This window comes from Streptomyces dioscori (assembly GCF_003024195.1).
GTDB lineage: Bacteria > Actinomycetota > Actinomycetes > Streptomycetales > Streptomycetaceae > Streptomyces > Streptomyces dioscori.
Map to the genome: position 1 here is coordinate 46,746 of NZ_KZ679062.1, position 20,052 is coordinate 66,797.

At 71.9% G+C, this 20,052-nt stretch carries 16 protein-coding genes; 10 read left to right on the top strand and 6 right to left on the bottom strand.

Translation table 11 applies throughout. The annotated features are described in order from the left end of the window. The first annotated feature begins 110 nt into the window (after positions 1-110). Both C6Y14_RS40955 and C6Y14_RS40960 read left to right on the top strand, forming a co-directional pair. Positions 111-1,505: a M14 family zinc carboxypeptidase gene (locus tag C6Y14_RS40955; RefSeq protein WP_225891535.1), complete on the top strand. Its 1,395-nt coding sequence runs from the start codon at positions 111-113 to the stop codon at positions 1,503-1,505. 42 nt (positions 1,506-1,547) lie between these two features. Continuing rightward, complete coding sequence (locus C6Y14_RS40960) at positions 1,548-1,973, top strand: SSI family serine proteinase inhibitor (protein ID WP_107022016.1); 426 nt, start codon at positions 1,548-1,550, stop codon at positions 1,971-1,973. A gap of 37 nt (positions 1,974-2,010) precedes the next feature. Here C6Y14_RS40960 and C6Y14_RS40965 read toward each other — a convergent pair whose 3' ends face one another. The 3 genes from C6Y14_RS40965 to glgX all read right to left on the bottom strand — a co-directional run bounded on the left by C6Y14_RS40965 (position 2,011) and on the right by glgX (position 8,178). Continuing rightward, positions 2,011-3,261, bottom strand: coding sequence for a M14 family zinc carboxypeptidase (locus C6Y14_RS40965; protein WP_107022017.1), 1,251 nt, complete (start codon positions 3,259-3,261; stop codon positions 2,011-2,013). Positions 3,262-3,434: 173 nt separating this feature from the next. After that, positions 3,435-5,831 carry a malto-oligosyltrehalose synthase gene (gene treY / locus C6Y14_RS40970; RefSeq protein ID WP_107022018.1) on the bottom strand — a complete coding sequence of 799 codons (2,397 nt, stop codon included), beginning with the start codon at positions 5,829-5,831 and terminating at the stop codon, positions 3,435-3,437. Positions 5,832-6,069: 238 nt separating this feature from the next. Then, the gene (gene glgX / locus C6Y14_RS40975) at positions 6,070-8,178 is read right to left on the bottom strand and encodes a glycogen debranching protein GlgX (protein ID WP_107022019.1); all 2,109 of its coding nucleotides are present in this window, start codon (positions 8,176-8,178) and stop codon (positions 6,070-6,072) included. Between the two features lie 179 nt (positions 8,179-8,357). On the opposite strand from glgX, the gene C6Y14_RS40980 reads away from it, so the two are divergent. The 4 genes from C6Y14_RS40980 (at position 8,358) to C6Y14_RS40995 (ending at position 12,899) form a co-directional block, all read left to right on the top strand. Continuing rightward, the gene (locus C6Y14_RS40980) at positions 8,358-9,188 is read left to right on the top strand and encodes a Tat pathway signal sequence domain protein (RefSeq protein WP_107022020.1); all 831 of its coding nucleotides are present in this window, start codon (positions 8,358-8,360) and stop codon (positions 9,186-9,188) included. A 101-nt stretch (positions 9,189-9,289) separates the two neighbouring features. Further along, positions 9,290-10,615 carry a copper amine oxidase gene (locus tag C6Y14_RS40985; protein WP_107022021.1) on the top strand — a complete coding sequence of 442 codons (1,326 nt, stop codon included), beginning with the start codon at positions 9,290-9,292 and terminating at the stop codon, positions 10,613-10,615. Positions 10,616-10,717: 102 nt separating this feature from the next. Continuing rightward, positions 10,718-11,950, top strand: coding sequence for an SAV2148 family HEPN domain-containing protein (locus C6Y14_RS40990; RefSeq protein ID WP_107022055.1), 1,233 nt, complete (start codon positions 10,718-10,720; stop codon positions 11,948-11,950). Positions 11,951-12,176: 226 nt separating this feature from the next. Further along, on the top strand, positions 12,177-12,899 hold the full coding sequence (locus C6Y14_RS40995; RefSeq protein ID WP_107022022.1) for a 3'-5' exonuclease: 723 nt from the start codon (positions 12,177-12,179) through the stop codon (positions 12,897-12,899). Positions 12,900-12,942: 43 nt separating this feature from the next. Here the strand turns inward: C6Y14_RS40995 and C6Y14_RS41000 are convergent, their stop codons facing one another. Together C6Y14_RS41000 and C6Y14_RS41005 are read right to left on the bottom strand one after the other, a co-directional pair. After that, a complete protein-coding gene (locus tag C6Y14_RS41000) occupies positions 12,943-13,458 on the bottom strand; it encodes a YbaK/EbsC family protein (RefSeq protein WP_107022023.1) in 516 nt (171 codons plus the stop codon). Then, positions 13,410-14,474 (bottom strand): DMT family transporter, encoded by a 1,065-nt coding sequence (locus C6Y14_RS41005; RefSeq protein ID WP_107022024.1) that lies wholly within the window; start codon positions 14,472-14,474, stop codon positions 13,410-13,412. The genes C6Y14_RS41000 and C6Y14_RS41005 overlap by 49 nt, the downstream gene beginning before the upstream one ends. A gap of 101 nt (positions 14,475-14,575) precedes the next feature. Here C6Y14_RS41005 and C6Y14_RS41010 point away from each other — a divergent pair, with 101 nt between their 5' ends. Beyond that, complete coding sequence (locus tag C6Y14_RS41010) at positions 14,576-15,478, top strand: LysR family transcriptional regulator (protein WP_107022025.1); 903 nt, start codon at positions 14,576-14,578, stop codon at positions 15,476-15,478. A gap of 307 nt (positions 15,479-15,785) precedes the next feature. Here the strand turns inward: C6Y14_RS41010 and C6Y14_RS41015 are convergent, their stop codons facing one another. Further along, positions 15,786-16,655: a phosphotransferase enzyme family protein gene (locus tag C6Y14_RS41015; RefSeq protein WP_107022026.1), complete on the bottom strand. Its 870-nt coding sequence runs from the start codon at positions 16,653-16,655 to the stop codon at positions 15,786-15,788. Positions 16,656-16,906: 251 nt separating this feature from the next. Here C6Y14_RS41015 and C6Y14_RS41020 point away from each other — a divergent pair, with 251 nt between their 5' ends. From C6Y14_RS41020 to C6Y14_RS41030, 3 genes are read left to right on the top strand one after another with little or no spacing between them, the layout of a single operon-like run. Then, positions 16,907-17,842 carry a carbohydrate ABC transporter permease gene (locus C6Y14_RS41020; protein WP_107022027.1) on the top strand — a complete coding sequence of 312 codons (936 nt, stop codon included), beginning with the start codon at positions 16,907-16,909 and terminating at the stop codon, positions 17,840-17,842. Continuing rightward, complete coding sequence (locus tag C6Y14_RS41025; RefSeq protein ID WP_107022028.1) at positions 17,839-18,672, top strand: carbohydrate ABC transporter permease; 834 nt, start codon at positions 17,839-17,841, stop codon at positions 18,670-18,672. The genes C6Y14_RS41020 and C6Y14_RS41025 overlap by 4 nt, the downstream gene beginning before the upstream one ends. Beyond that, complete coding sequence (locus C6Y14_RS41030; RefSeq protein WP_404828916.1) at positions 18,672-19,994, top strand: ABC transporter substrate-binding protein; 1,323 nt, start codon at positions 18,672-18,674, stop codon at positions 19,992-19,994. The genes C6Y14_RS41025 and C6Y14_RS41030 overlap by 1 nt, the downstream gene beginning before the upstream one ends. The last annotated feature ends 58 nt before the right edge of the window (positions 19,995-20,052 follow it).

Consider the following 20,052-nt stretch of genomic DNA (forward strand, 5'->3'; position numbering starts at 1 on the left):
CCGGCCCGCAGAAGCCCGACGAGTGTGCATATTTCTATCCGCACCGACTGTTGACGTACCTCCGCCCTTCGTGACTCACTGTGCGTACACCATGCACACCAAGTGAACCGGTGGTAACTCGTTGCGGAGGTAAGACCCTGCCGCCACTCCTCCGCTACCCCTCCGTCGACGAACTGGGCGTCCGGGCCGCCGCGCTCGTGAGCCGCCGCCCGCGGGACGCCCGGCTGCGCCAGGTGGGCACCTCCCGGGCCGGACTTCCGCTGCGGCTGCTGTCCGTCGGACACGGCAGCCGCCAGGTCCTCGTCGTCGCCGGCCCGCACGCCAACGAACCGGTGGGCGGCGCCACCGTCCTGCGCCTGGCCGAACGGGCCCTGGCCGACCCCCGGCTGTGCGACGGCGCCGACGTCACCTGGAACCTCCTGCTCTGCCTCGACCCCGACGGCTCCCGCCGCAACGAGGGCTGGCTGGCGGGCCCGTACACCCTCGGCCACCACTTCCGGAACTTCTTCCGTCCCGGCTTCATGGAACAGCCGGAGTGGCTGCCCGACGGCGCCGCGGGGGCCGCGCTGCCGGAGACCCGCGCGCTGCTCGCCCTCCAGGACGAGCTGCGGCCCTTCTTCCAGTGCTCCCTGCACGGCGTCGACGTGGGCGGCGGCTTCGTCGAGCTGACCCGCGACCTGCCCGGCATGGCACCGAGGCTCGCGCACATCGCGACGCGCCTGGACATCCCCCTCGAACTCGCCCCGTACGACACGCTGTACTGGCCCGTCCTGGGGCCTGCGGTCTACCGCATCCCGCCCCCGACGCGCGGCGACCTCGCCGCGGCCATCACGGAGGCGGCCGTCGAGTCCACCTGGTTCCACCCGCACCCGTACGGGACGGTGACCGCGGTCGTCGAGGCGCCCATGTGGGGCGTGGCGACCGTGCAGGACCCCTCGGCGCCCGCCGACAGCGAGGGCGCCCTGCGGGACGTCGCCAGGACCCTGCGCCACGACACGGCCCTGCTCCAGGACCTGCTGGCCCGGATCCGCCCCCACCTGACCACGGCGCACGGCGCGGCCGGGGACGTCGACCGGCTCCTCGCGCCCGTCGACGACTACGTACTGGTCTGCCCCGGCCTCGCCGACTCCTTCGACCCCGACACCGGCCCGGGTACGGACGCCGCCGGCGCGGTCCGCCCGCTGCCGCCGCTCACCACGTCCGGGCTGACCGCGCTGCGCATCTCCGCCCGCCGGATAGCGCTGCGCACGGCCGGTCTGCTGCACCAGCTGGCGACCGCCGCCGGAGCGGACCCGTACGGCGCGGCGGACGACCTCGACCGGCTCATCGACGACTGGTGCGCGGACTACCACGACGGCCACGGGGCGCGCTGGATCCCGGTCGCGCGGCAGGCCGAGTACCAGGCGCGGGTGGTGCTCGCCGCCTTCGACCTGGCCCGCCACCGGGGTCTCGGGACGCGTCCGGCCGGCAGACCCGCGACGAGGGCCGAGGTGCCGTTCGAGTGAGTCGGGGTGCGCCCGCGGGCCCCGCGTGCCGATGCACAGGCAATGACGAACAACCAGAAAGCGACCGCGGCGGTACGGGCCTTCCTGCTGGCCGCCTGCGCACTCCTCGTGGCGGGGCCGGTGCCGGCCCGGGCGGCGGCGCTCCCTCAGGCGCCCTCGGGCGACTGGCTCTATGTGACGGTCGCGAAGGGCGAGCCCAGCTCCGGCGACCTCCGCGGCACGCTCCTGCTCTGCGACCCGCCCCGCGGACACGAGCAGGCCGTGCGCGCCTGCGAGGAACTGCGGGCCGCGCACGGCGACGTCGGGCGGATCCCGCTCCGGGACACCTTCTGCCCGATGGTCTACGCGCCGGTGTCCGTCTCCGCGCGTGGCGAGTGGGGCGGCCACCCGGTGGCGTACGACGAGACGTTCGCCAACTCCTGTGTGCTGGCGGCGCGGACGGGAGCGGTGTTCGCCCTGCCGCGCTGACCGAGCCGACCGCACCGACACCGCGGCCGGGGGAGTCTCACGGTGCTCCGTCGCGCGCGTGCCGTGCGGCGGCCAGCACCGTGCGGCTCTGGTGCTCGACCTGCTGCTCCAGAGGCACCCAGCGCGCCCGGAAGCGCCGGGCGAAGGCCTCGCTCCACGACCCCACGAGGTGTTCCAGGGCGGGCGCGGCACGGTCGTCGGCCTCCCGCAGGACCCGCAGGAGCATCGCCGCGGCCCGCAGCGGAAGCCGTCGGCCGAACGCGTCCACGCTGCCCACGTGCGCCATCGTGGTGTGCGCGGGCGGCGGCCGGACCCAGTCGACGGCAAGCCCGGGAACCAGCTCCAGCGCCCACCGGGCGGCCCGCAGCAGCGGCCCCGCCGGACCCGGCAGACGCGGCAGCGCCTCGGTGAGGACGCTCTCGACCTGCTGGGCGTCCCGGAGGAGCCGGCGTGCCAGGCGGCCCATCGCCGCCGCGGGCGCCGGATGCGGCGTGGGATCGTCCACCAGGTCGCTCGCCCACATCGGCACCTCGACGACCGCGGTCAGGCCGCCGTACAGATGGGCGCGGTACCAGGTGCTCTCCCGGGCGTCGTCCGGCATGCTCAGATGCGCCGGATGCGTGCCGGGCGCGGGCATCACATGTACGCCGGGTCCGGAGGCCGGCCAGCCGGCCGCGTCCGAGGCGCCCGTCTCGACCGGGATGTTCAGCTCCGCCGCGGACTTGCCGAACGGCTCGGCCAGGCCCGGGATGTCGCGGGTGAGCTGGACCCAGCTGCCGCCGAGGTCGGTGCCGTGGAGCGTCACCTGGAGGTAGGGGCGCAGCTCGTCGATGACCCGGATGAGGGCCAGGGTCTCGGGCGGCAGCCGGCCGGGCGGCAGCACCGAGGGCGACCACTCGGGCTGCTCGGGCCCGGCGGGGCGGAAGAAGCCGAGGTGGTAGTCGAGCAGGGTGCGTGGCGCCGGCGTCACATGGAGGCCGGCGCCGTCGGGGTCCGCGCAGAGCAGGAAGTGCCAGGAGGTGTCGTCCCGCAGCCGCCGCTCGCGCACGACCCGTTCGGCCAGCGCCAGCAGGGTGGCACCGCCCACGGGTTCGTTCGCGTGGGCGCCCGCGACGACCAGCACCGCACGCTCGGCGTGGCCCACGGACAGCAGGCACAGCGGCCGGCCGGCCCGCGAGGCGCCGATCCGCCGGAGGGAGCACAGGCCCGGCCGATGGGCGGCCAGCGCCCGGGCGGAGCGTTCGAGTTCGGTCACACTGGGGTAGCGCAGCTCCGGCAGGAGACTCACCCCCGACTTGGTCCGCCCGGCGTCGCAATCCGCAGTACTCCACGGACCGGATGAACTGTCAAGTATGTCGAGGGGCGCCTCCGGGGAGCGCCCAGCAGCACTTACGGGTGTCCGGGGCGCCGATGTCACTCCGTACGGCGGACCCGGCCGCGTCGGCGCCCCGGCGCCGCCCGTCAGCCGGCGGGCACCGGATCGTCTCCCACCCGCTCCAGCAGCACCACGGGTGACCGTCCGAAAAGCGCCTCCACGCGTGCGTGCCCCGTGAACTCCTTTCCGGGCGCGAGCAGATCGGTCCAGCGCCCGGCGGGCAGCGGCAGTTCCGTGTCGCGCCAGCCGCCCTCCTCCTCCAGGCGCAGCGACAGCCGGGTGACGGCCGTGACCACCTCGGAGGAGCGCGCGAAGGCCAGACAGTGCGCGGCCCCCGGGCCCCGCGCGGGCAGCGGCTCGTACGCGGCGGACTCGCCGAACACCGCGGGCCGCCGCCGTCGCAGCCGCAGGGCGGCCTCCGTGAGCGCGGCCTTCTCGGCGGAGAGAGCGGACAGGCCGCCCACGCCCTCCGAGTCCCCCGGCGGGAAGTGTGCGGGCCGCCGGTTGTCCGGGTCCACCAGGGCCAGGTACTCGGCCTCCGTGCCCTGGTACAGGTCCGGCACCCCCGGCATCGTCAGATGGACCAGGGCGGCCCCGAGGACGTTCGCCCGCACGTACGGCTCCAGCGACCTCCTGAACTCGGCGACGCGCTGCCCGGGCGCCCCGCACGGGCCCGCCTTCAGGAAGTCCGCCACGGCCTCCTCGTACGCGGGATCCTGCTCCGTCCACGCCGTGCCGAGGCCCGCCTCCCTGATGTGCTTCAGCAGCGCCCCCCGCAGCCGTTCGCCGTCCGCGGGACCGAGCCCGACGGCGGTCTGCCAGGCGGCCCACGCGACCTGAGGATCGGGTGCGGCCACGCCCTCGGCCGCCGTCCGCCCGGTCACCTCGGCGAGCAGGTCGGCCCAGCGGGCGGGAGCCTGGGTGAGCACGGAGATCGCGGCCCGTACGTCGGCGCTGCGCTTCGTGTCGTGCGTGGACAGCGCGGTGCCGGTCGCGGGCCAGTCGCGCTGCACGCGCGCGCAGTACGCGTGGAAGTCCTCCGGGGACACCGCCGGGAACCCCGGCTCGCCGCCCACCTCGGTCGCCGACAGCAGCGGTACGTACCGGTAGAACGCCGTGTCCTCCACGGACTTGGCCCGCAGCGCCGACGAGAGCTGGGCGAACCGGGCCCGGAACGCCGCGAACTCCGGCCCCTCGCCGACACGCCCCAGCACCAGATCCCGTACGAGATCGACGGCCTGCGCCTCCTCGGGGATCTTGAAGGCCTGCTTCGCCTCCTGGGCGGCCTCCTCCGTGAGGACCGACGCGGCGTCCCCGGAGGTGTACGGCCGGTAGACCTCCAGCCGGACGAGCAGTTCGCGCAGCGCGGTGCGCAGGGCCCAGGGGGCTCGGTCGCGCAGCACGGGGTCCGCGGACGTGCGGCACAGCCGGTCCGCCTCCCGGGTGAGCCGGTCGGTCTCGGCGGCCAGCTCGTGATGGACCACCTTGTACGCGGCCCGCCGCACCGTCGCCTCCCAGACGCCCCCGCGGTCGGCCTGAGGGGCCGCGAACCGCCGGTACTGGCCGAGGAGTTCCCCGGCGCCCGCCGGGTCCGTGAGAACGCCGTCGATGTGCCGCAGCGCGTCATAGCCGGTGGTCCCGGCGACCGGCCAGGCGGCGGGCAGCGGCTCGCCGTCCGCGAGGATCTTCTCCACCACCGTCCAGCGCCCGCCCGTCGCCTCGTGCAGCCGGCGCAGATACGCGTCCGGGTCGGCGAGGCCGTCCGGGTGGTCGATGCGCAGCCCGTCGACGACCCCCTCGTCCAGCAGCTGGAGGATCTTGCCGTGCGTCGCGTCGAAGACCTCCGGGTCCTCGACCCGCACCCCGATCAGCTCCGAGATGCTGAAGAACCGCCGGTAGTTCAGCTCGGTCCGGGCCAGGCGCCACCACGCGAGCCGGTACCACTGGGCGTCCAGCAGCTCCGGCAGCGGCAGCTCCGCGGTGCCGGCCCGCAGCGGGAACGCGTGGTCGTGGTAGCGCAGGACGTCCCCGTCGACCACCAGGTCGCCCGTGACCGCGCCCACGGGAGCCCCGAGCACCGGCAGCAGGACACGGCCGCCCTGGGCCGCCCAGTCGATGTCGAACCAGCGCGCGTACGGCGAGTCGGGGCCCTCCCTCAGCACCTCCCACAGGGGGTGGTTGTGGCGGGGGGACATCGCCATGTGGTTCGGCACGATGTCGAGGACGAGCCCCAGGCCGTGTTCGCGGGCGGTGCGCGACAGGGCTCGCAGGCCCGCCTCGCCGCCCAGTTCCTCCCGTACGCGGGCGGGGTCCACGACGTCGTAGCCGTGTCCCGAGCCGGGGACGGCCTCCAGGACGGGGGACAGGTGCAGATGGGAGACGCCCAGCCCGGCCAGGTACGGGACCGCTTGCGCGGCGGCGGCGAAGGGGAAGTCCGGCTGGAGCTGGAGGCGGTAGGTGGCGGTCGGCACGACAGGAGTCATGGAACCTTACGTACCCGTCCCACACGATTTCGTGTCACGTTGCCGGGTGCGGCCCGGCGGGGGCCGTTCGCGCCGTTCCCCGCGCCCCTGAAAGACCGGGCTGGCCGCCGCGTCGCCCGTGCCGCGCAAAGCCAAAAGACTGCGCAGTTCCCCGCGCCCCTAGGAGGGGCTGCGCCCCATCAGGGGCGCGGGGAACTGCGCGGGTCACCCCCACAGGCCCGCAGCCGACCCTGCACGCTCAAGCGGGTCGCTGCAAGACCACCATGCTCCGGTCGACCAGCGACAACCGGTCACCCGCCTTCACTTTCGCCCCGGTCCCGGGCGCCACGCCCGCGGACCGGCCCGTGTCCACGACCACCTCCCACTGCCGCCCATGGTTCACCGGCACCACGAACTCCAGCGTCTTCGGCGAGGCGTTGAACAGCATCAGGAACGAGTCGTCGCTGATGCGTTCACCCCGCGGCCCCGGCTCGGAGATCGCGTTGCCGTTGAGGAACACCGACAGCGCCCGCGCCTGCGTGGAGTCCCAGTCGTCCTGGGTCATCTCCTCACCGGCCGGTGTGAACCAGGCGATGTCCGACAGATCGTCGTGGGTGCCCTCCACGGGCCGCCCGTGGAAGAACCGCCGCCGCCGGAACACGGGGTGCTCGCGCCGCAGCCGCACCATCGCGCGGGTGAACTCCAGCAGTTCGCTGCCGTCCTCGGGCCACGGCACCCAGGACAGTTCCGTGTCCTGGCAGTACGCGTTGTTGTTGCCGTGCTGCGTGCGCGCGAACTCGTCGCCGTGGCTGAGCATCGGCACGCCCTGCGAGAGCAGTAGCGTCGCGGTGAAGTTGCGCATCTGGCGCCCGCGCAGTTCCAGGACGTCCGGGTCGTCGGTGTCGCCCTCGGCCCCGCAGTTCCACGAGCGGTTGTGGCTCTCGCCGTCGTTGTTGTCCTCGCCGTTCGCGTCGTTGTGCTTCTCGTTGTACGACACGAGGTCGTGCATCGTGAAGCCGTCGTGGCAGGTGACGAAGTTGATGGAGGCCAGCGGACGCCGTCCGTCGTCCTGGTAGAGGTCCGAGGACCCGGTCAGCCGGGACGCGAACTCGGCGAGCGTCTGTGGCTCGCCGCGCCACATGTCCCGTACGGTGTCGCGGTACTTTCCGTTCCACTCGGTCCACAGCGGTGGGAAGTTGCCCACCTGGTAGCCGCCTTCGCCGACGTCCCAGGGCTCGGCGATCAGCTTCACCTGGGAGACGACCGGGTCCTGCTGGACGAGGTCGAAGAACGAGGACAGCCGGTCCACCTCGTGGAACTGCCGGGCCAGGGTGGCCGCCAGGTCGAAGCGGAACCCGTCGACGTGCATCTCGGTGACCCAGTACCGCAGCGAGTCCATGATCAGCTGGAGTACGTGCGGGGACCGCATGAGCAGGGAGTTCCCCGTGCCCGTGGTGTCCATGTAGTAGGTGGGGTCGTCGGTGAGGCGGTAGTACGAGGCGTTGTCGAGGCCCTTGAAGGACAGGGTCGGGCCCAGGTGGTTGCCTTCGGCGGTGTGGTTGTAGACCACGTCGAGGATGACCTCGATCCCCGCCTCGTGCAGTGCGCGGACGGCCGACTTGAACTCCAGGACCTGCTGTCCGCGGTCGCCCCAGGACGCGTACGCGTTGTGGGGGGCGAAGAAGCCGATCGTGTTGTAGCCCCAGTAGTTGTTGAGGCTCATGTCGACGAGACGGTGGTCGTTCACGAACTGGTGAACGGGCATCAGTTCGAGGGCCGTGACGCCCAGTTCGGTCAGGTGTTCGATGACGGCCGGGTGGGCGAGCGCCGCGTATGTGCCGCGCAGCTCGTCGGGCAGCCCGGGGTGCGTCATCGTGAGGCCCTTCACGTGGGCCTCGTACAGCACGGTGTGGTGGTACTCCGTGCGCGGGCGCCGGTCGTCGCCCCAGTCGAAGTACGGATTGACCACCACGGAGCTCATCGTGTGGGGTGCCGAGTCCAGGTCATTGCGCTTGCCGGGCGACTCGAAGTGGTAGCCGTACACCTCCTCGCCCCAGTCGATGCTGCCGCTTATGGCCTTCGCGTACGGGTCGAGCAGCAGCTTCGCCGAATTGCAGCGCTGCCCCCGCTCCGGTTCGTAGGGACCGTGCACGCGGAAGCCGTACCGCTGGCCCGGCATGATGCCGGGCAGGTACGCGTGCCGGACGAACGCGTCGGTCTCGCGCAGCTCTATCGCCGTTTCCGAGCCGTCGTCGTGCAGCAGACACAGCTCGATCCGGTCCGCGGCCTCCGAGAAGACCGCGAAATTCGTTCCGGCGCCGTCGTACGTGGCACCGAGTGGGTACGCCTGTCCAGGCCAGACCTGCATGGATGCAACTCTTCCAGTTGTGCGACGTCGCAGAGGGCGACTCCCGCCCGAGTGTCCCCGAAACTGATGGAACCACCTAGGACTTACCTCCCTCTTACCGGTCGACCAGTGCATACGCGGTATGCCGAACCAGTGGGACTCGATCGACTCCTAGAGATACAGGGGGAGTAGGGGGAAATGTGCGCACAATAGTGCACCGCCATCTGGGCAAGGTGGTGGCGGGCGCCGCCATCGCGGTCGCCGGGACCGCCGTGATGGTCGGAATCACCCTGCCGGGCTCGGCGGGTGCGGACGACTCCGGCGGCCAGGGGACGGGACGGACCGCTCAGACGGCGGGCCAGGCCCAGGAGCAGGGCCAGGGCCAGGCGCAGGGGCAGGACGCCGTGCAGCCGGGCGTCGTAGAGCAGGCTCCGGCCGAGGGCGACCGGGGCAAGGGGCGCGACCCGCTCACCGACGACGAGACCGAGCGCGTCGAGAAGCTCGCCCTGGACCGCGGGCTCTCCCGCAGCAGCGAGAACGTCGAGGGCGACAAGGGGCCGCAGCGGATCACCGTCGACCTCTCCGAGCCCGAGGCGAGCGAACTGGACGACCCGAACGCGCCGCGCCGCGCCGAGGTGTCGTTCTACGACTACAAGGACGACTCGCTCGTCACCAGGACGGTGAACCTCGACACCGGCAAGGTCGAGTCGACCGACACCCAGCACGGCGTCCAGCCGCCGCTCAGCCGTGACGAGACCGTCGAGGCCGCGCGGCTCCTGATCGCCGACCCGCTGGGCGCCGGACTGCGGGCCGACTATAAGGACGCGACCGGCAAGAAGCTGACCACTCCCGACCAGCTGATGCTCAACGGCATGATCTTCCGGGCGGTCCCCGGAACGCCTGCCTCCGTCGCGGACTGCGGCAAGCACCGCTGCACGCGGCTCTTCGTGAAGGTCAAGAACGGGTCCTGGATCGACAGCCGTGACCTGGTCGTCGACCTGAGCGCCCGCAAGGTCGCCAAGGTCGGCTGAGTCTTCCCGGTCCACCGGCCTCCCTCCGTCGAGACAGTCGACTTCGTCGATCTCACTTCACCTTTCCCACTTTCCTGCTTGTGCAAGGGAGTCAATTCTTCATGCGCGTGAACAGAATCAGCCGCGCCCGCAGGCGGACGGCGGTCGGCCTCTCGGCGGTCGCCCTGGCCGCCGGCGTCACGACGGCCGCGGGACCGGCCGTCGCCGAGACCCGGACCGCCCCCGCGGCCGCTGCCGCCGCCGACTGCAGCGCGGCCTACAAGATCGAGCAGAAGCTCTCCACCGGCACCACCTGGACGATGTGCTGGCACTACGAGAGCGAGGCCGGGCTCGTCCTGGAGAACGTCTCGTACCAGCCCAAGGGCGAGGCCAAGCCCATACGGGTCCTCACCAGCGCCAAGCTCGCCCAGATCCACGTCCCCTACGACGACGGCTCGGTCGAGTACGACGACCTCACGGGCTTCGGCTTCGGACAGGGCCTGATGGAGATGGCCCCCGGCGAGTGTCCGGGCGGCACCATCAAGACCGTCAAGGTGCCGGACGCCTGGGACCCGGAGCACCCGAACGTCAAGGGCCTGTGCACCACGACCCGTTCGCGCGGCCACGCCTACCGCATGCAGGGCGACCAGGCGGGCAAGGTCTGGCAGCAGCAGGGCAAGGACCTGCTCGTCTACACGGTCAACCAGGTCGGCTGGTACGAGTACATGACCGAGTGGCGCTTCCAGGACGACGGCACGATCAACATGAACGTCGGCGCCACCGGCAGTCTCTCGCCCGCCGACTACGACGCCGGTGACGGCCGCGGCTGGCCGATAGGCAAGGGCGCCAAGTCGTACGCCACCAGCCACAGCCACAACGTCTTCTGGCGGCTCAACTTCGGCCTCGACGGCACCTCGAAGAACAAGGTCGAGCAGTACGACTCCGTGGTCAGCCCGCCCGCCGCCGGCGGCGAGGCCCCGCGCAACAAGACCACCCGCACCAAGGTCACCAAGGAACTCGCGGGTGACGCCAAGAACATGCGCTGGTGGCGCGTGGTCAGCACGGCCGGAAAGAACAAGGACGAACACGCCCGTTCGTACGAGTTCGTCCCGGGCGCCACCTCCAAGTACCCGGGCCGCAGCTTCACCAAGCACGACATCTACTTCACCGAGTACAAGAAGTGCGAACAGTTCGCCAGCAACAACATCCGCAACTGCGGTACCGGAGGCGGTAAGTCCGTCGACAAATGGGTCAACGGACAGACCCTCACCCACCCCGTGGCCTGGGTGAACGTCGGCTTCCACCACGTCGCCCGGGACGAGGACCAGCAGCCCATGCCGGTCCACTGGCAGGGCTTCTCGCTGGCCCCGCGGGACGTCACCGCTATGAATCCGCTCACTCCGCCGGAGCTGGCCGACCAGAACGGGCAAGTGGAACGCGGTAGTTGAGAAACGACCTGTCCATCCGGCTGCACCGCCCGCCGCTCCCGGAGTACCCTTCCTTGATCGTTGGCTGGGGGAGTGCTCGGGGGAGCGGAAGGCGGTGTGCGGGTGGGGTCCGGAGGGCTGGAGCTGCCCCCTGGTGACGGCGGTCACGAGGGGGTCTCCGCAGATGCCCCACCGGGAGCGGTGTCCCTCGCCCGGCCGATGGAGATCGGCGCGGAGCTGGACTGGGGCGCCGACGCCTGGGGCGAGGTGCGCACCCGCGCCCAGCGGGCCGGGCGGGCCTACATCTGGCTGAACCTCGTCGAACAGCGGCTGCGCGCGGTCGTGGCCGCTGTTCTGCGCCCGATCTACGAGCCCGTGCACGGCGAGGACGACTGGGTGGTCGCCGCCGCCGGTCCCGCCGGCCAGGAGTGGGTCCAGCGCGCCGTCGCCGTACGCGAAGTCAGCCGCCGCAAGGGCTACTTGCTCGACCCCGCCGACGACAACGTCCTGAGCTTCCTCACGCTGCCGCAGCTGCGCGAGCTGATGGTGCAGCACTGGCCGTGCTTCGAGCCGTACTTCGACGAGCGCCGGGACGTCGAACTGGCTCTGGACGAACTGGAAGTCACCCGTAACGTCGTCTCGCGCAACCGCGCCCTGTCCGAGGCCGTCCTTGCCCAGGCCGAGCGCGCGTCCGCGAAACTCCTGGAGATCCTCGGCGCGGGCAGCGACGTGCCGTCCGGCCGCCGGCTGCCCGTCGACGCCGTCGAGAACCTGGTCGGCGACCGGTACGCGGACGTGGTCGCCGTGCACTCGGACCGGGTACGGCTGCTGCGGCAGTTCCCCGCCGAGGACTTCTTCGGCGGCTCCCGGCGCCTGGACGCGATCGGGATCGGCCTGAACCTCCTCGTGCAGAACTTCTCCGGGCGGCGCCTCGTGCGGCTGGCCGAGTCCGGCTGCCGTACCCGGCTGCTGTTCCTGAACCCCGCGTCCAGCGCGGTGAAGCGGCGCGAGCGCGAACTGGGGATAAAGCGGGGCGAGTTGAGCCGTTCCGTGGAGATGAACATCCTGCACATGCGCCGGGTGCGGGCCCGGCTGCGCGATCCCGGCGCCTTCGAGATCCAGGTCTACGACGAGACGCCCCGCTTCACGGCGTACCTCGTGGACGGGGACGGCTCGGACGGGGTGGCGGTCGTGCAGTCGTATCTGCGCCGCACCCGCGGGATGGAGGCGCCGGTACTCGTTCTGCGGGGCGGCGGCCGGGTACTGAAGCCGGACGAGGCGGGCGAAGAAGGGCTTTTCGGGACGTACCGCGAGGAGTTCGAGGTGGCCTGGGCGGATTCGCGCCCTGTGTCCTGACCGGTCCCGTTCCCTCGGTGACGTGGTGACGTGGTGACGTGGTGACGTGGTGACGTGGTGACGTGGTGACTGGGTGGCCCGTGGCCGATGGCCGGTGACCTGGGGGTCGGTGGTGCGGCGGCCGGTGGCGTGGCGGCCGGTAAGCGGAACGCGGTCCTCGGATTGTCAGTGGCCCATGGCATCGTGGAGATCACTGGGGGAACGCACCACGAAGAAGGGGGCCGGCATGGCTTGGCACGGGGAGCTGCTGATCGGCTTCGACCTGGAGACGACCGGGACCGATCCGCGCGAGGCGCGCATCGTCACCGGAGCGGTGATAGAGGTCCGCGGCGGGGAACCCGCCGGGCGCCGGGAGTGGCTGGCGGACCCGGGGGTCGAGATCCCCGCGGACGCGGTCGCGGTGCACGGGATCAGCAACGAGAGAGCGGCGGCCGAGGGCAGGCCCGCCGACCAGGTGGCCGACGCGATCGCCTCGGTGCTCGTCTCGTACTGGCAGGCGGGCGTCCCGGTCGTGGCGTACAACGCGGCCTTCGACCTGACCCTGCTCTCCGCCGAATTGCGCAGGTACGGACTGCCGTCACTGCGGGAGCGGCTCGGCGGGACCGACCCGGGGCCGGTCATCGACCCCTACACGATCGACCGCTCGGTGGACCGCTACCGCAGGGGCAAGCGGAATCTCGAAGCGGTCTGCGCGGAGTACGGCGTCCTGCTGGAATCCGCCCACGACGCCACGGCGGACGCCCTGGCCGCGGCCCGGCTGGCCACCGCGATAGCCGTCCGCCACCCGAAGGTGGCCACGCTCGGCCCCGCCGAACTGCACCGCCGCCAGATCGAGTGGTACGCGGAATGGGCGGCGGACTTCCAGAGCTTCCTGCGCCGCAAGGGGGACGCGGAGGCCGTGGTGGACGGCGTGTGGCCCCTCCGCGACCTGACGGACCAGCGCGTCTGAGCCGGGATCAGCCGGGCGGACGGGATCGGCCGGGCGGACGGGGTCAGCCGGCGGCGGGGGCGGCGATGCGCTCGACGCGCGGTGCGGCGAGCCGCGCGTAGTCGGCGCCGGAGACGACCAGGGAGCGGTCGAGGCGGGCCGCGTTGAAGTACAGGCGCGGCTGGGCCACGACGTCCGGGTCGGCGACCACTTCCAGGTCCGCGTCGAAGCTGAACGGAAGGACGGTGCCGGGTACGGAGCGGGCGAGCCGTTCCGCGGTGGCCGCGTCGCTGAAACCGGCGTAGCGGGCCGAGTAGAGCGTCTTGACCGCGTCCAGGTCCACGCGGCGGTCGCCGGGAACGACGGCGAGGACGTTGCGGGTGGTCTTCCGGTCGACCTTGACCCGCAGGACGATGCACTTCGCCGCCGCGGACTCCGGGTTGCCGCGCAGGGCGCTGACCGCCTCGGTGTTGCCTTCCGGCTCGTGGTCGACGAGCTGGTAGTCGACGGCGGCGCTGTCCAGCAGGGTGATCAGACGGTCGTAGGTGTCGTGCTCGGTTTCGTGCTCGGTGTCGGGCATGGGGTGTCCTCTTCGAGACCGGGGGCGGGGTCGGTGGTGATCTGCGGGTCCGCTGTGGCTGGTCGCGCAGTTCCCCGCGCCCCTGAAGGCGCGCTGCGCGCGGCCTTCGGCGCGGTCGCCGACGACGCCTTCGCCGAGCGGGCCCGGTGGGTGCGTTCTATCGCCTGGCCCCAGTAGGTGCCGGCGACCAGGAGGGTCGCGCCCAGGGCCGTCAAGGGGGTGAAGTGGTCGCCGGCCAGGGTGATGCCCACCGCCGCGGCCCAGATGGGTTCGGTGCCCAGCAGGAGGCTGGCCCGGCTGGCCGAGGTGCGCTGCACGGCCCAGGTCTGGGCGAGGAAGGCGAACACGCTGCAGAACAGGGCGAGATAAAGCAGCTGGGCCCAGCCCACCGCGCCGACGTGCACGAGGGTGGGCAGGTCACCGGAGGCGGGGACCAGGAACAGCACGGTGCCGACGAGGGTCTGCACGGTGGTCAGCCGCAGTGGCCGGACGGCGCGGCCCACGGCGAGCCGGCCGACGAGCGCGACATGGCCCGCGCGTATCACCGCGGCGGCGAGCATCAGCAGGTCGCCGAGCCGGGGCGCGTGGAAACCGTTGCCCGACATGAGGAGGCCGACGGCCAGCAGACAGACGCCGGCGGCCGCGTAGAAGGCCGGAGGGAGACCGCCGGTGCGGCCGGAGCGGTCCAGGAGAGGGGTGATCACGATGGTCAGGCTGATGATGAGTCCCGCGTTGGCGGCACTGGTGTGCGCGACGCCGTACGTCTCCACGACCAGGACGGCCGCCTGGGTGACTCCCAGCGGCAGCCCGAGCCGGATCTCGTCGCGGGTCCACGGGCCGGACTTCCGGTCGGCGGCGACCAGGCCGAGGCAGGCGAGGGCGGACAGGGCGTACCGCGCGAACAGCACCACCAGGACGGGGAGCACGGCGGTCGCGGTCTGGGCGGCGAGATAACTGGAGCCCCAGACGAGGGCGACAAGGAGGAGTACCGCATCGGTACGGCGGGCATCGGGCACGCGCTCACCCTGCCCTGCCGCGACTCTGAAGCACAGAGCCAACTTCTAAAACGATCCTTTAGCATCACTACATCGGAGGGAAGGGAGAGAGGGGTGAGGGCATGGACGAACGACAGCTGAGGATCCTGCGTGAGCTGGGCGAACTGGGCAGCGTCACCGCGGTCGCCGAGGCGTTGCTGGTGACGCCCTCGGCGATCTCCCAGCAACTGCGGCTGCTGCAACGCGCGATTCCCGTACCGCTCACCGAGCGCCAGGGGCGGCGGCTGGCCCTCACGGACGCCGGGCAGGCCCTGGCCGGGGCGGCGATCGAGGTGGAGACGGCGCTGGAGCGTGCCCGGCACACCGTCGAGGAGTTCGTGGACCGGCCGGACGGCGAGGTGTCGGTGGCCGCCTTCCACAGCGGGGGTTCGGCGTTCTTCCCGCTGCTCCTGCGGGCACTGGCCGCACCCGGCAGCCCTCGCCTCTCGCTCGCCGACGCGGATGTGACGCAGGACGACTTCCCGCCGCTGACCCGGGAGTACGACCTGGTGCTCGCCCACCGCCTCGAACACACCCCGGGCTGGCCGAGTACGGTCACCGCCACGACCCTGCTGCGCGAACCGCTGGACGTGGCCATGCCCGCCGACCATCCGCTGGCGGCCAAACGGCGGCTCACCCCGCTCGACGTGGCCGACGAGCCCTGGATCACCGCGCACGAAGGCTTCCCGGTGGTGGCCACGATCGACGCGATCGCGACGGCCGCGGGGCGCCGGCTGCGGCTGGTCCACCGCATCAACGAGTTCGCGGTGGTCGCCGAGGCGGTCGCCGCGGGCGGGGGGCTCGCGCTGATGCCCCGCTGGACGATGCGCCCGCACCCGGCCCTGGTCCTCAAACCCCTCACCGGCGTCCGGGCCCGCCGCCAGATCGACGCGCTCCACCGCCCCGAACGCACGGCCCGCAAGGCGGTACGCACGGTCCTCACGGAGCTGCACCGGGCGGCCGAAACGATCCGCACCCAGGTCTGAAAAACCCCGGCCCAGGGCGGTTCCCTGCGCCCGTCAAGACAAAAGACTGCGCAGTTCCCCGCGCCCCTAAAGGGACAAAAGCCGGGGCGCAGCCCCGCTTTCGAGGGGCGCGGGGAACGGCGCGGCCAACCCCCACCGGACCCGCAGGTGTGGTTTAGGGGCGCGGGGAACTGCGCGAACGGCCCCCGCCGGGCCCGCAGACGAACGGGCAGGCCGGGGCGCAGCCCGGGTGTTTCAGGGGCGCGGGGAACGGCGCGGCCAGCCACGGCGGACCCGCAGGTGACGAACAGGGCGGGCCGCGGAGCGGCTAGAACGGGTACCAGCGGACCGTTTCGTCGCCGTCCCGCAGAGACGAGACCCGCCGTTCGAACTCGGCGAGCGCCCGAGGATTACTCGGCGCATGCTGCGCCACCCACGCACAGCTCGCAGTCTCCCGAGCCCCTCGCAACACCCCACACCCCTCCCACTCCCGCACATCCCACCCGTACGTCCCGGTGAACGACTCGTACGCCTCGGCGGACAACCCGTACCGGTCGCGGGACAGTGCCAGTACCACCAGGTCGTGCTCCCGCAGGTCCGCGGAGAACGTCTCCAGGTCGACCAGCACAGGCCCGTCGGCCCCGACATGCACATTGCGCGGCAGCGCGTCACCGTGGATCGGCCCCGGCGGCAACGACGGCGTGAGGGCCGCCGCGGCCGTCGCGAACCCGTCCCGCCGGTTCCGCAGGAACGCCGCGTCCGCCGGATCGATCACGTCTCCCGCGAGCCGCAGCCACCGCTCCACCCCGCCCAGCAGCTCCCGGCGCGGCAGCGCGAACGCGGGGGAGGGCAGCGCGTGCACGACCCGCAGCAGTTCGGCCAGATCGCGCGGTTCGGCCGGGCGGACGGGGTCGGACAGCCGGTGCCACAGCGTCACCGGGTGACCGTCGACGAACCGCGCCTCGGGTTCGGCGGGCCGTACCGCCGGAACGCCCGCCTCGGCGAGCCAGAGCGCGACGGCCAGCTCCCGCCGCGCCCGGTCGAGGAGTTCGGTGTCGCGGCCCACCTTGACCACCAGGTCGCCGAGGGCGAAGACGGCGTTCTCGCCCAGCGCGAGCAGTACCGCGTCCCGGCCGTCCCGTCCGGCCGGGCCGATACGCGCCTCTGCGAGTACGTCGCGCGCCTGTGCCTCGTCCATCACTCGCCTTCCGTGAAGCCGTAGGCCCAGCCCTCGGCTCCCGCAGTACCCGTACACGCCGTCGCACGCCATTCTGCCTCGGGCCGTGCACACGACGGCACGCCGTACGTCACCCGCCGTCCCCATCCGCACTGGTGGGGGCCGCCCGCCGGGCGCGCGTGCTGTCTTGACGCGGTGTCGCCGGATCACGACGATGACGGGGGCCACCGGGACGGCCAGATCCGCACGAACCGTTCAGAGGAGCCGATTCCGTGACATTGGTGACCGCGAGGAAGCGGTCAGCGAAGCCCTCGCCGCGGGCCGGCGGGCCGGGCCGCCCCGTCGACCACGGTGCCTGGTTCCTGGTGCTGCCCGCGCTGATCCCGATCCTGGTGCTCAGCGTCGGCCCGCTCCTGTACGGCATCGTCCTGGCGTTCACCGACGCGCAGTCGGGCCGGACCGAGCCCACGCAGTGGATCGGCACGCTGAACTTCCAGGATCTGCTGCACGACACCCTGTTCTGGGAGTCGTTCCGGATCGGCCTGGTGTGGGCGGTCGGTGTGACCGTCCCGCAGTTCGTCCTCGCGCTGGGGCTCGCCCTGCTGCTCAACGAGGAGCTGCGGCTGCGCTGGCTGGCGCGGGCGCTGGCGATCATCCCGTGGGCGATGCCCGAGGTCGTGGTCGGCATCATGTGGCGGCTCGTCTACAACCCGGACGCGGGCATCCTCAACGAGACGATCCGCGATCTGGGCCTGGGCGACGGACGGGACTGGCTGTCGAACCTCGCGACCGCGCTGCCCGCGGTGATCGTCGTCGGGATCTGGGCCGGCATGCCCCAGACGACGGTCGCCCTGCTCGCCGGACTGCAGAACACCCCGCGCGAACTCCATGAGGCGGCGGCCATGGACGGCGCGGGCGCCTGGCGGCGGTTCCGCACGGTCACCTGGCCCGCCCTGAAACCCGTCGCGCTCGCCATCACGGCGCTCAACTTCATCTGGAACTTCAACTCGTTCGCCCTGGTCTATGTGCTGACCCAGGGCGGCCCCGGCGGCCGGACCCGGTTGCCGATGCTGTTCGCCTACGAAGAGGCCTTCCGCTACGGCCAGTTCGGCTACGCGGCGGCGATGGGATGCGTGATGGTCGCGGTGATCTCGGTGATCCTCGCCGTCCATCTGGTCGGCCGGCTGCGGGGAGGCGAGGACGCGTGAGGACGAGCAGAAGGGCCCGCGCGGGCCAGTACGCGGCACTCCTCGCGTATCTGGTCTTCCTCGCCTTCCCGTTCCTGTGGCTGGTCTCCACGGCCTTCAAGCCGGCGCGCGAACTGGCCACCCTGCATCCGACCTGGCTTCCGCGGGACCCGACCCTCGACAACTTCCGGCAGGCCTTCGACGAACAGCCGTTGCTGCGGGCCGCGTCGAACTCCCTGGTCGCGGCGCTCGGAGCGGCCGTGATCGCCGTCCTGATCGCCACCCCGATGGCGTACGTCATGGCCCGGCACCGCACCCGGCTGGCGAAGGCGGCCACCGGCTGGGTGGTCGTCAGCCAGGCGTTCCCGTTCGTCCTGGTGATCATCCCGCTGTTCCTCGTCCTGAAGAACCTGCACCTGATCAACTCCGTGGCCGGTCTTGTCATGGTCTACGTGGTGTGGGCGCTGCCGTTCGCGCTCTGGATGCTCGTGGGATACGTACGGGCGGTGCCGGCCGAGATGGAGGAGGCCGCCGCGGTGGACGGCGCGGGCAAGCTGCGGACGCTGGTCTCGATCACCGCGCCGCTCCTCGCGCCGGGCATCGTGGCCACGGCCCTGTTCGCGTTCATCACCGCGTGGAACGAGTTCTTCTTCGCGCTGGTGCTGCTCAAGACCCCGGAGAAACAGACCTTGCCCGTCGTCCTCACCCATTTCCTCGGCGCGGAGGGTGTGGCGGACCTCGGCCCGCTCGCCGCCGCCGCGTTCCTGGCGACCATCCCGTCACTGGTCGTCTTCGCGCTCATCCAGAAACGGATCACGGGCGGCATGCTCGCCGGGGCGGTGAAGAGCTGATGCGTACGCGGATGTCGATGCGGAGGGGCGGAGGCAGAGGGTGGCTGGCCGGGCTGATCGCGGGACTGGTGCTCGTCGCGGGCTCCGGGTGTTCCGGGGACGGGGGCGGCTCCGAGGACGGGCGGGTCACCCTGCGCTTCCAGTCGCTGGCCTGGCAGAAGGAGTCCGTCGACGTCAACAAGGAACTGGTGCGGGAGTGGAACGCCACGCATCCGGACGTCGAGGTCGAGTACGTACAGGGCTCCTGGGACAGCGTCCACGACCAGTTGCTCACGTCCTTCGAGGGCGGTGAGGCGCCGGACATCATCCACGACGCCTCGGACGACCTCGCGGACTTCGCGTACGGCGGGTATCTCGCGGATCTGCGCGGGCTGCTGTCCGAGCGGCTCACGTCCGACATCCCGGGGCGGAGCTGGGAGACGACGACGTTCGGGGACGGGATCTACGGTGTGCCGTTCCTCCAGGAACCCCGGGTCCTGATCGCCAACGCCACGTGGCTCAAGGAGTCGGGGGTACGGATCCCCACGCCCGAAAAGCCGTGGAGCTGGGACGAGTTCAGGAGGATCACCGACCGGCTGAGCACCGGGGAGGGGAAGTACGGGGTGGCCTGGCCGCTCAAGGAGCCCGTCTCGGCGACCCTCAACCTGTCGTTGTCCACCGGCGGGCAGCTGTTCCACCGGGGCGCCGACGGCAAGGTGCGGATCCGGTTCGAGGAGGGCGACGAGGTCGTGCCGCGGACCATTCACGACCAGGTCAACGTCGATGACAGCGCGTCGGGTTCGACGCTCGGCAGCGGTGGGTCCGACACGCTGCCCGGGTTCTTCGGCGGGAAGTACGCGATGGTTCCGCTCGGGTTCTCCTACCGGCAGCAGATCGTGCAGCAGGCGCCGAAGGGGTTCGACTGGCAGGTGCTGCCCGCGCCCGCCGGGACCGACGGGCTCACCCAGGGGGTGAGTCCGCAGACGCTGTCCGTCGCCGAGGACAGTCCGCACAAGAAGGAGGCGGCGGCCTTCATCGACTTCCTGCTCCGGCCGCGGAACATGGTGCGGCTCGCGCTCGGGGACTGGATGCTGCCGACCGGGACGCAGGCGTTGCGGGATCCGGCGCTGCGGGGTGAGAAGGACGGGTGGGCCGTGGGGGCCGCGGTCGCGGGGGAGCTGCGGTCGGCTCCCGCGCAGTCCGTGCGGGGGTATCCGGAGTGGAAGGACAAGGTGGCTACGCCCGCCTATCAGTCGTACTACAGCGGGGCCATCGGGATGGGGGAGCTGCGGCGGCGGTTGGTGGGGGACGGGAACCGGGTTCTGGCGCGGTACCAGCGGTGAAGGCCGTTGGCACGGGCCGTTGCCACGGGGCGGGGCGGGTTCGGCGGGTTGTCGGGTG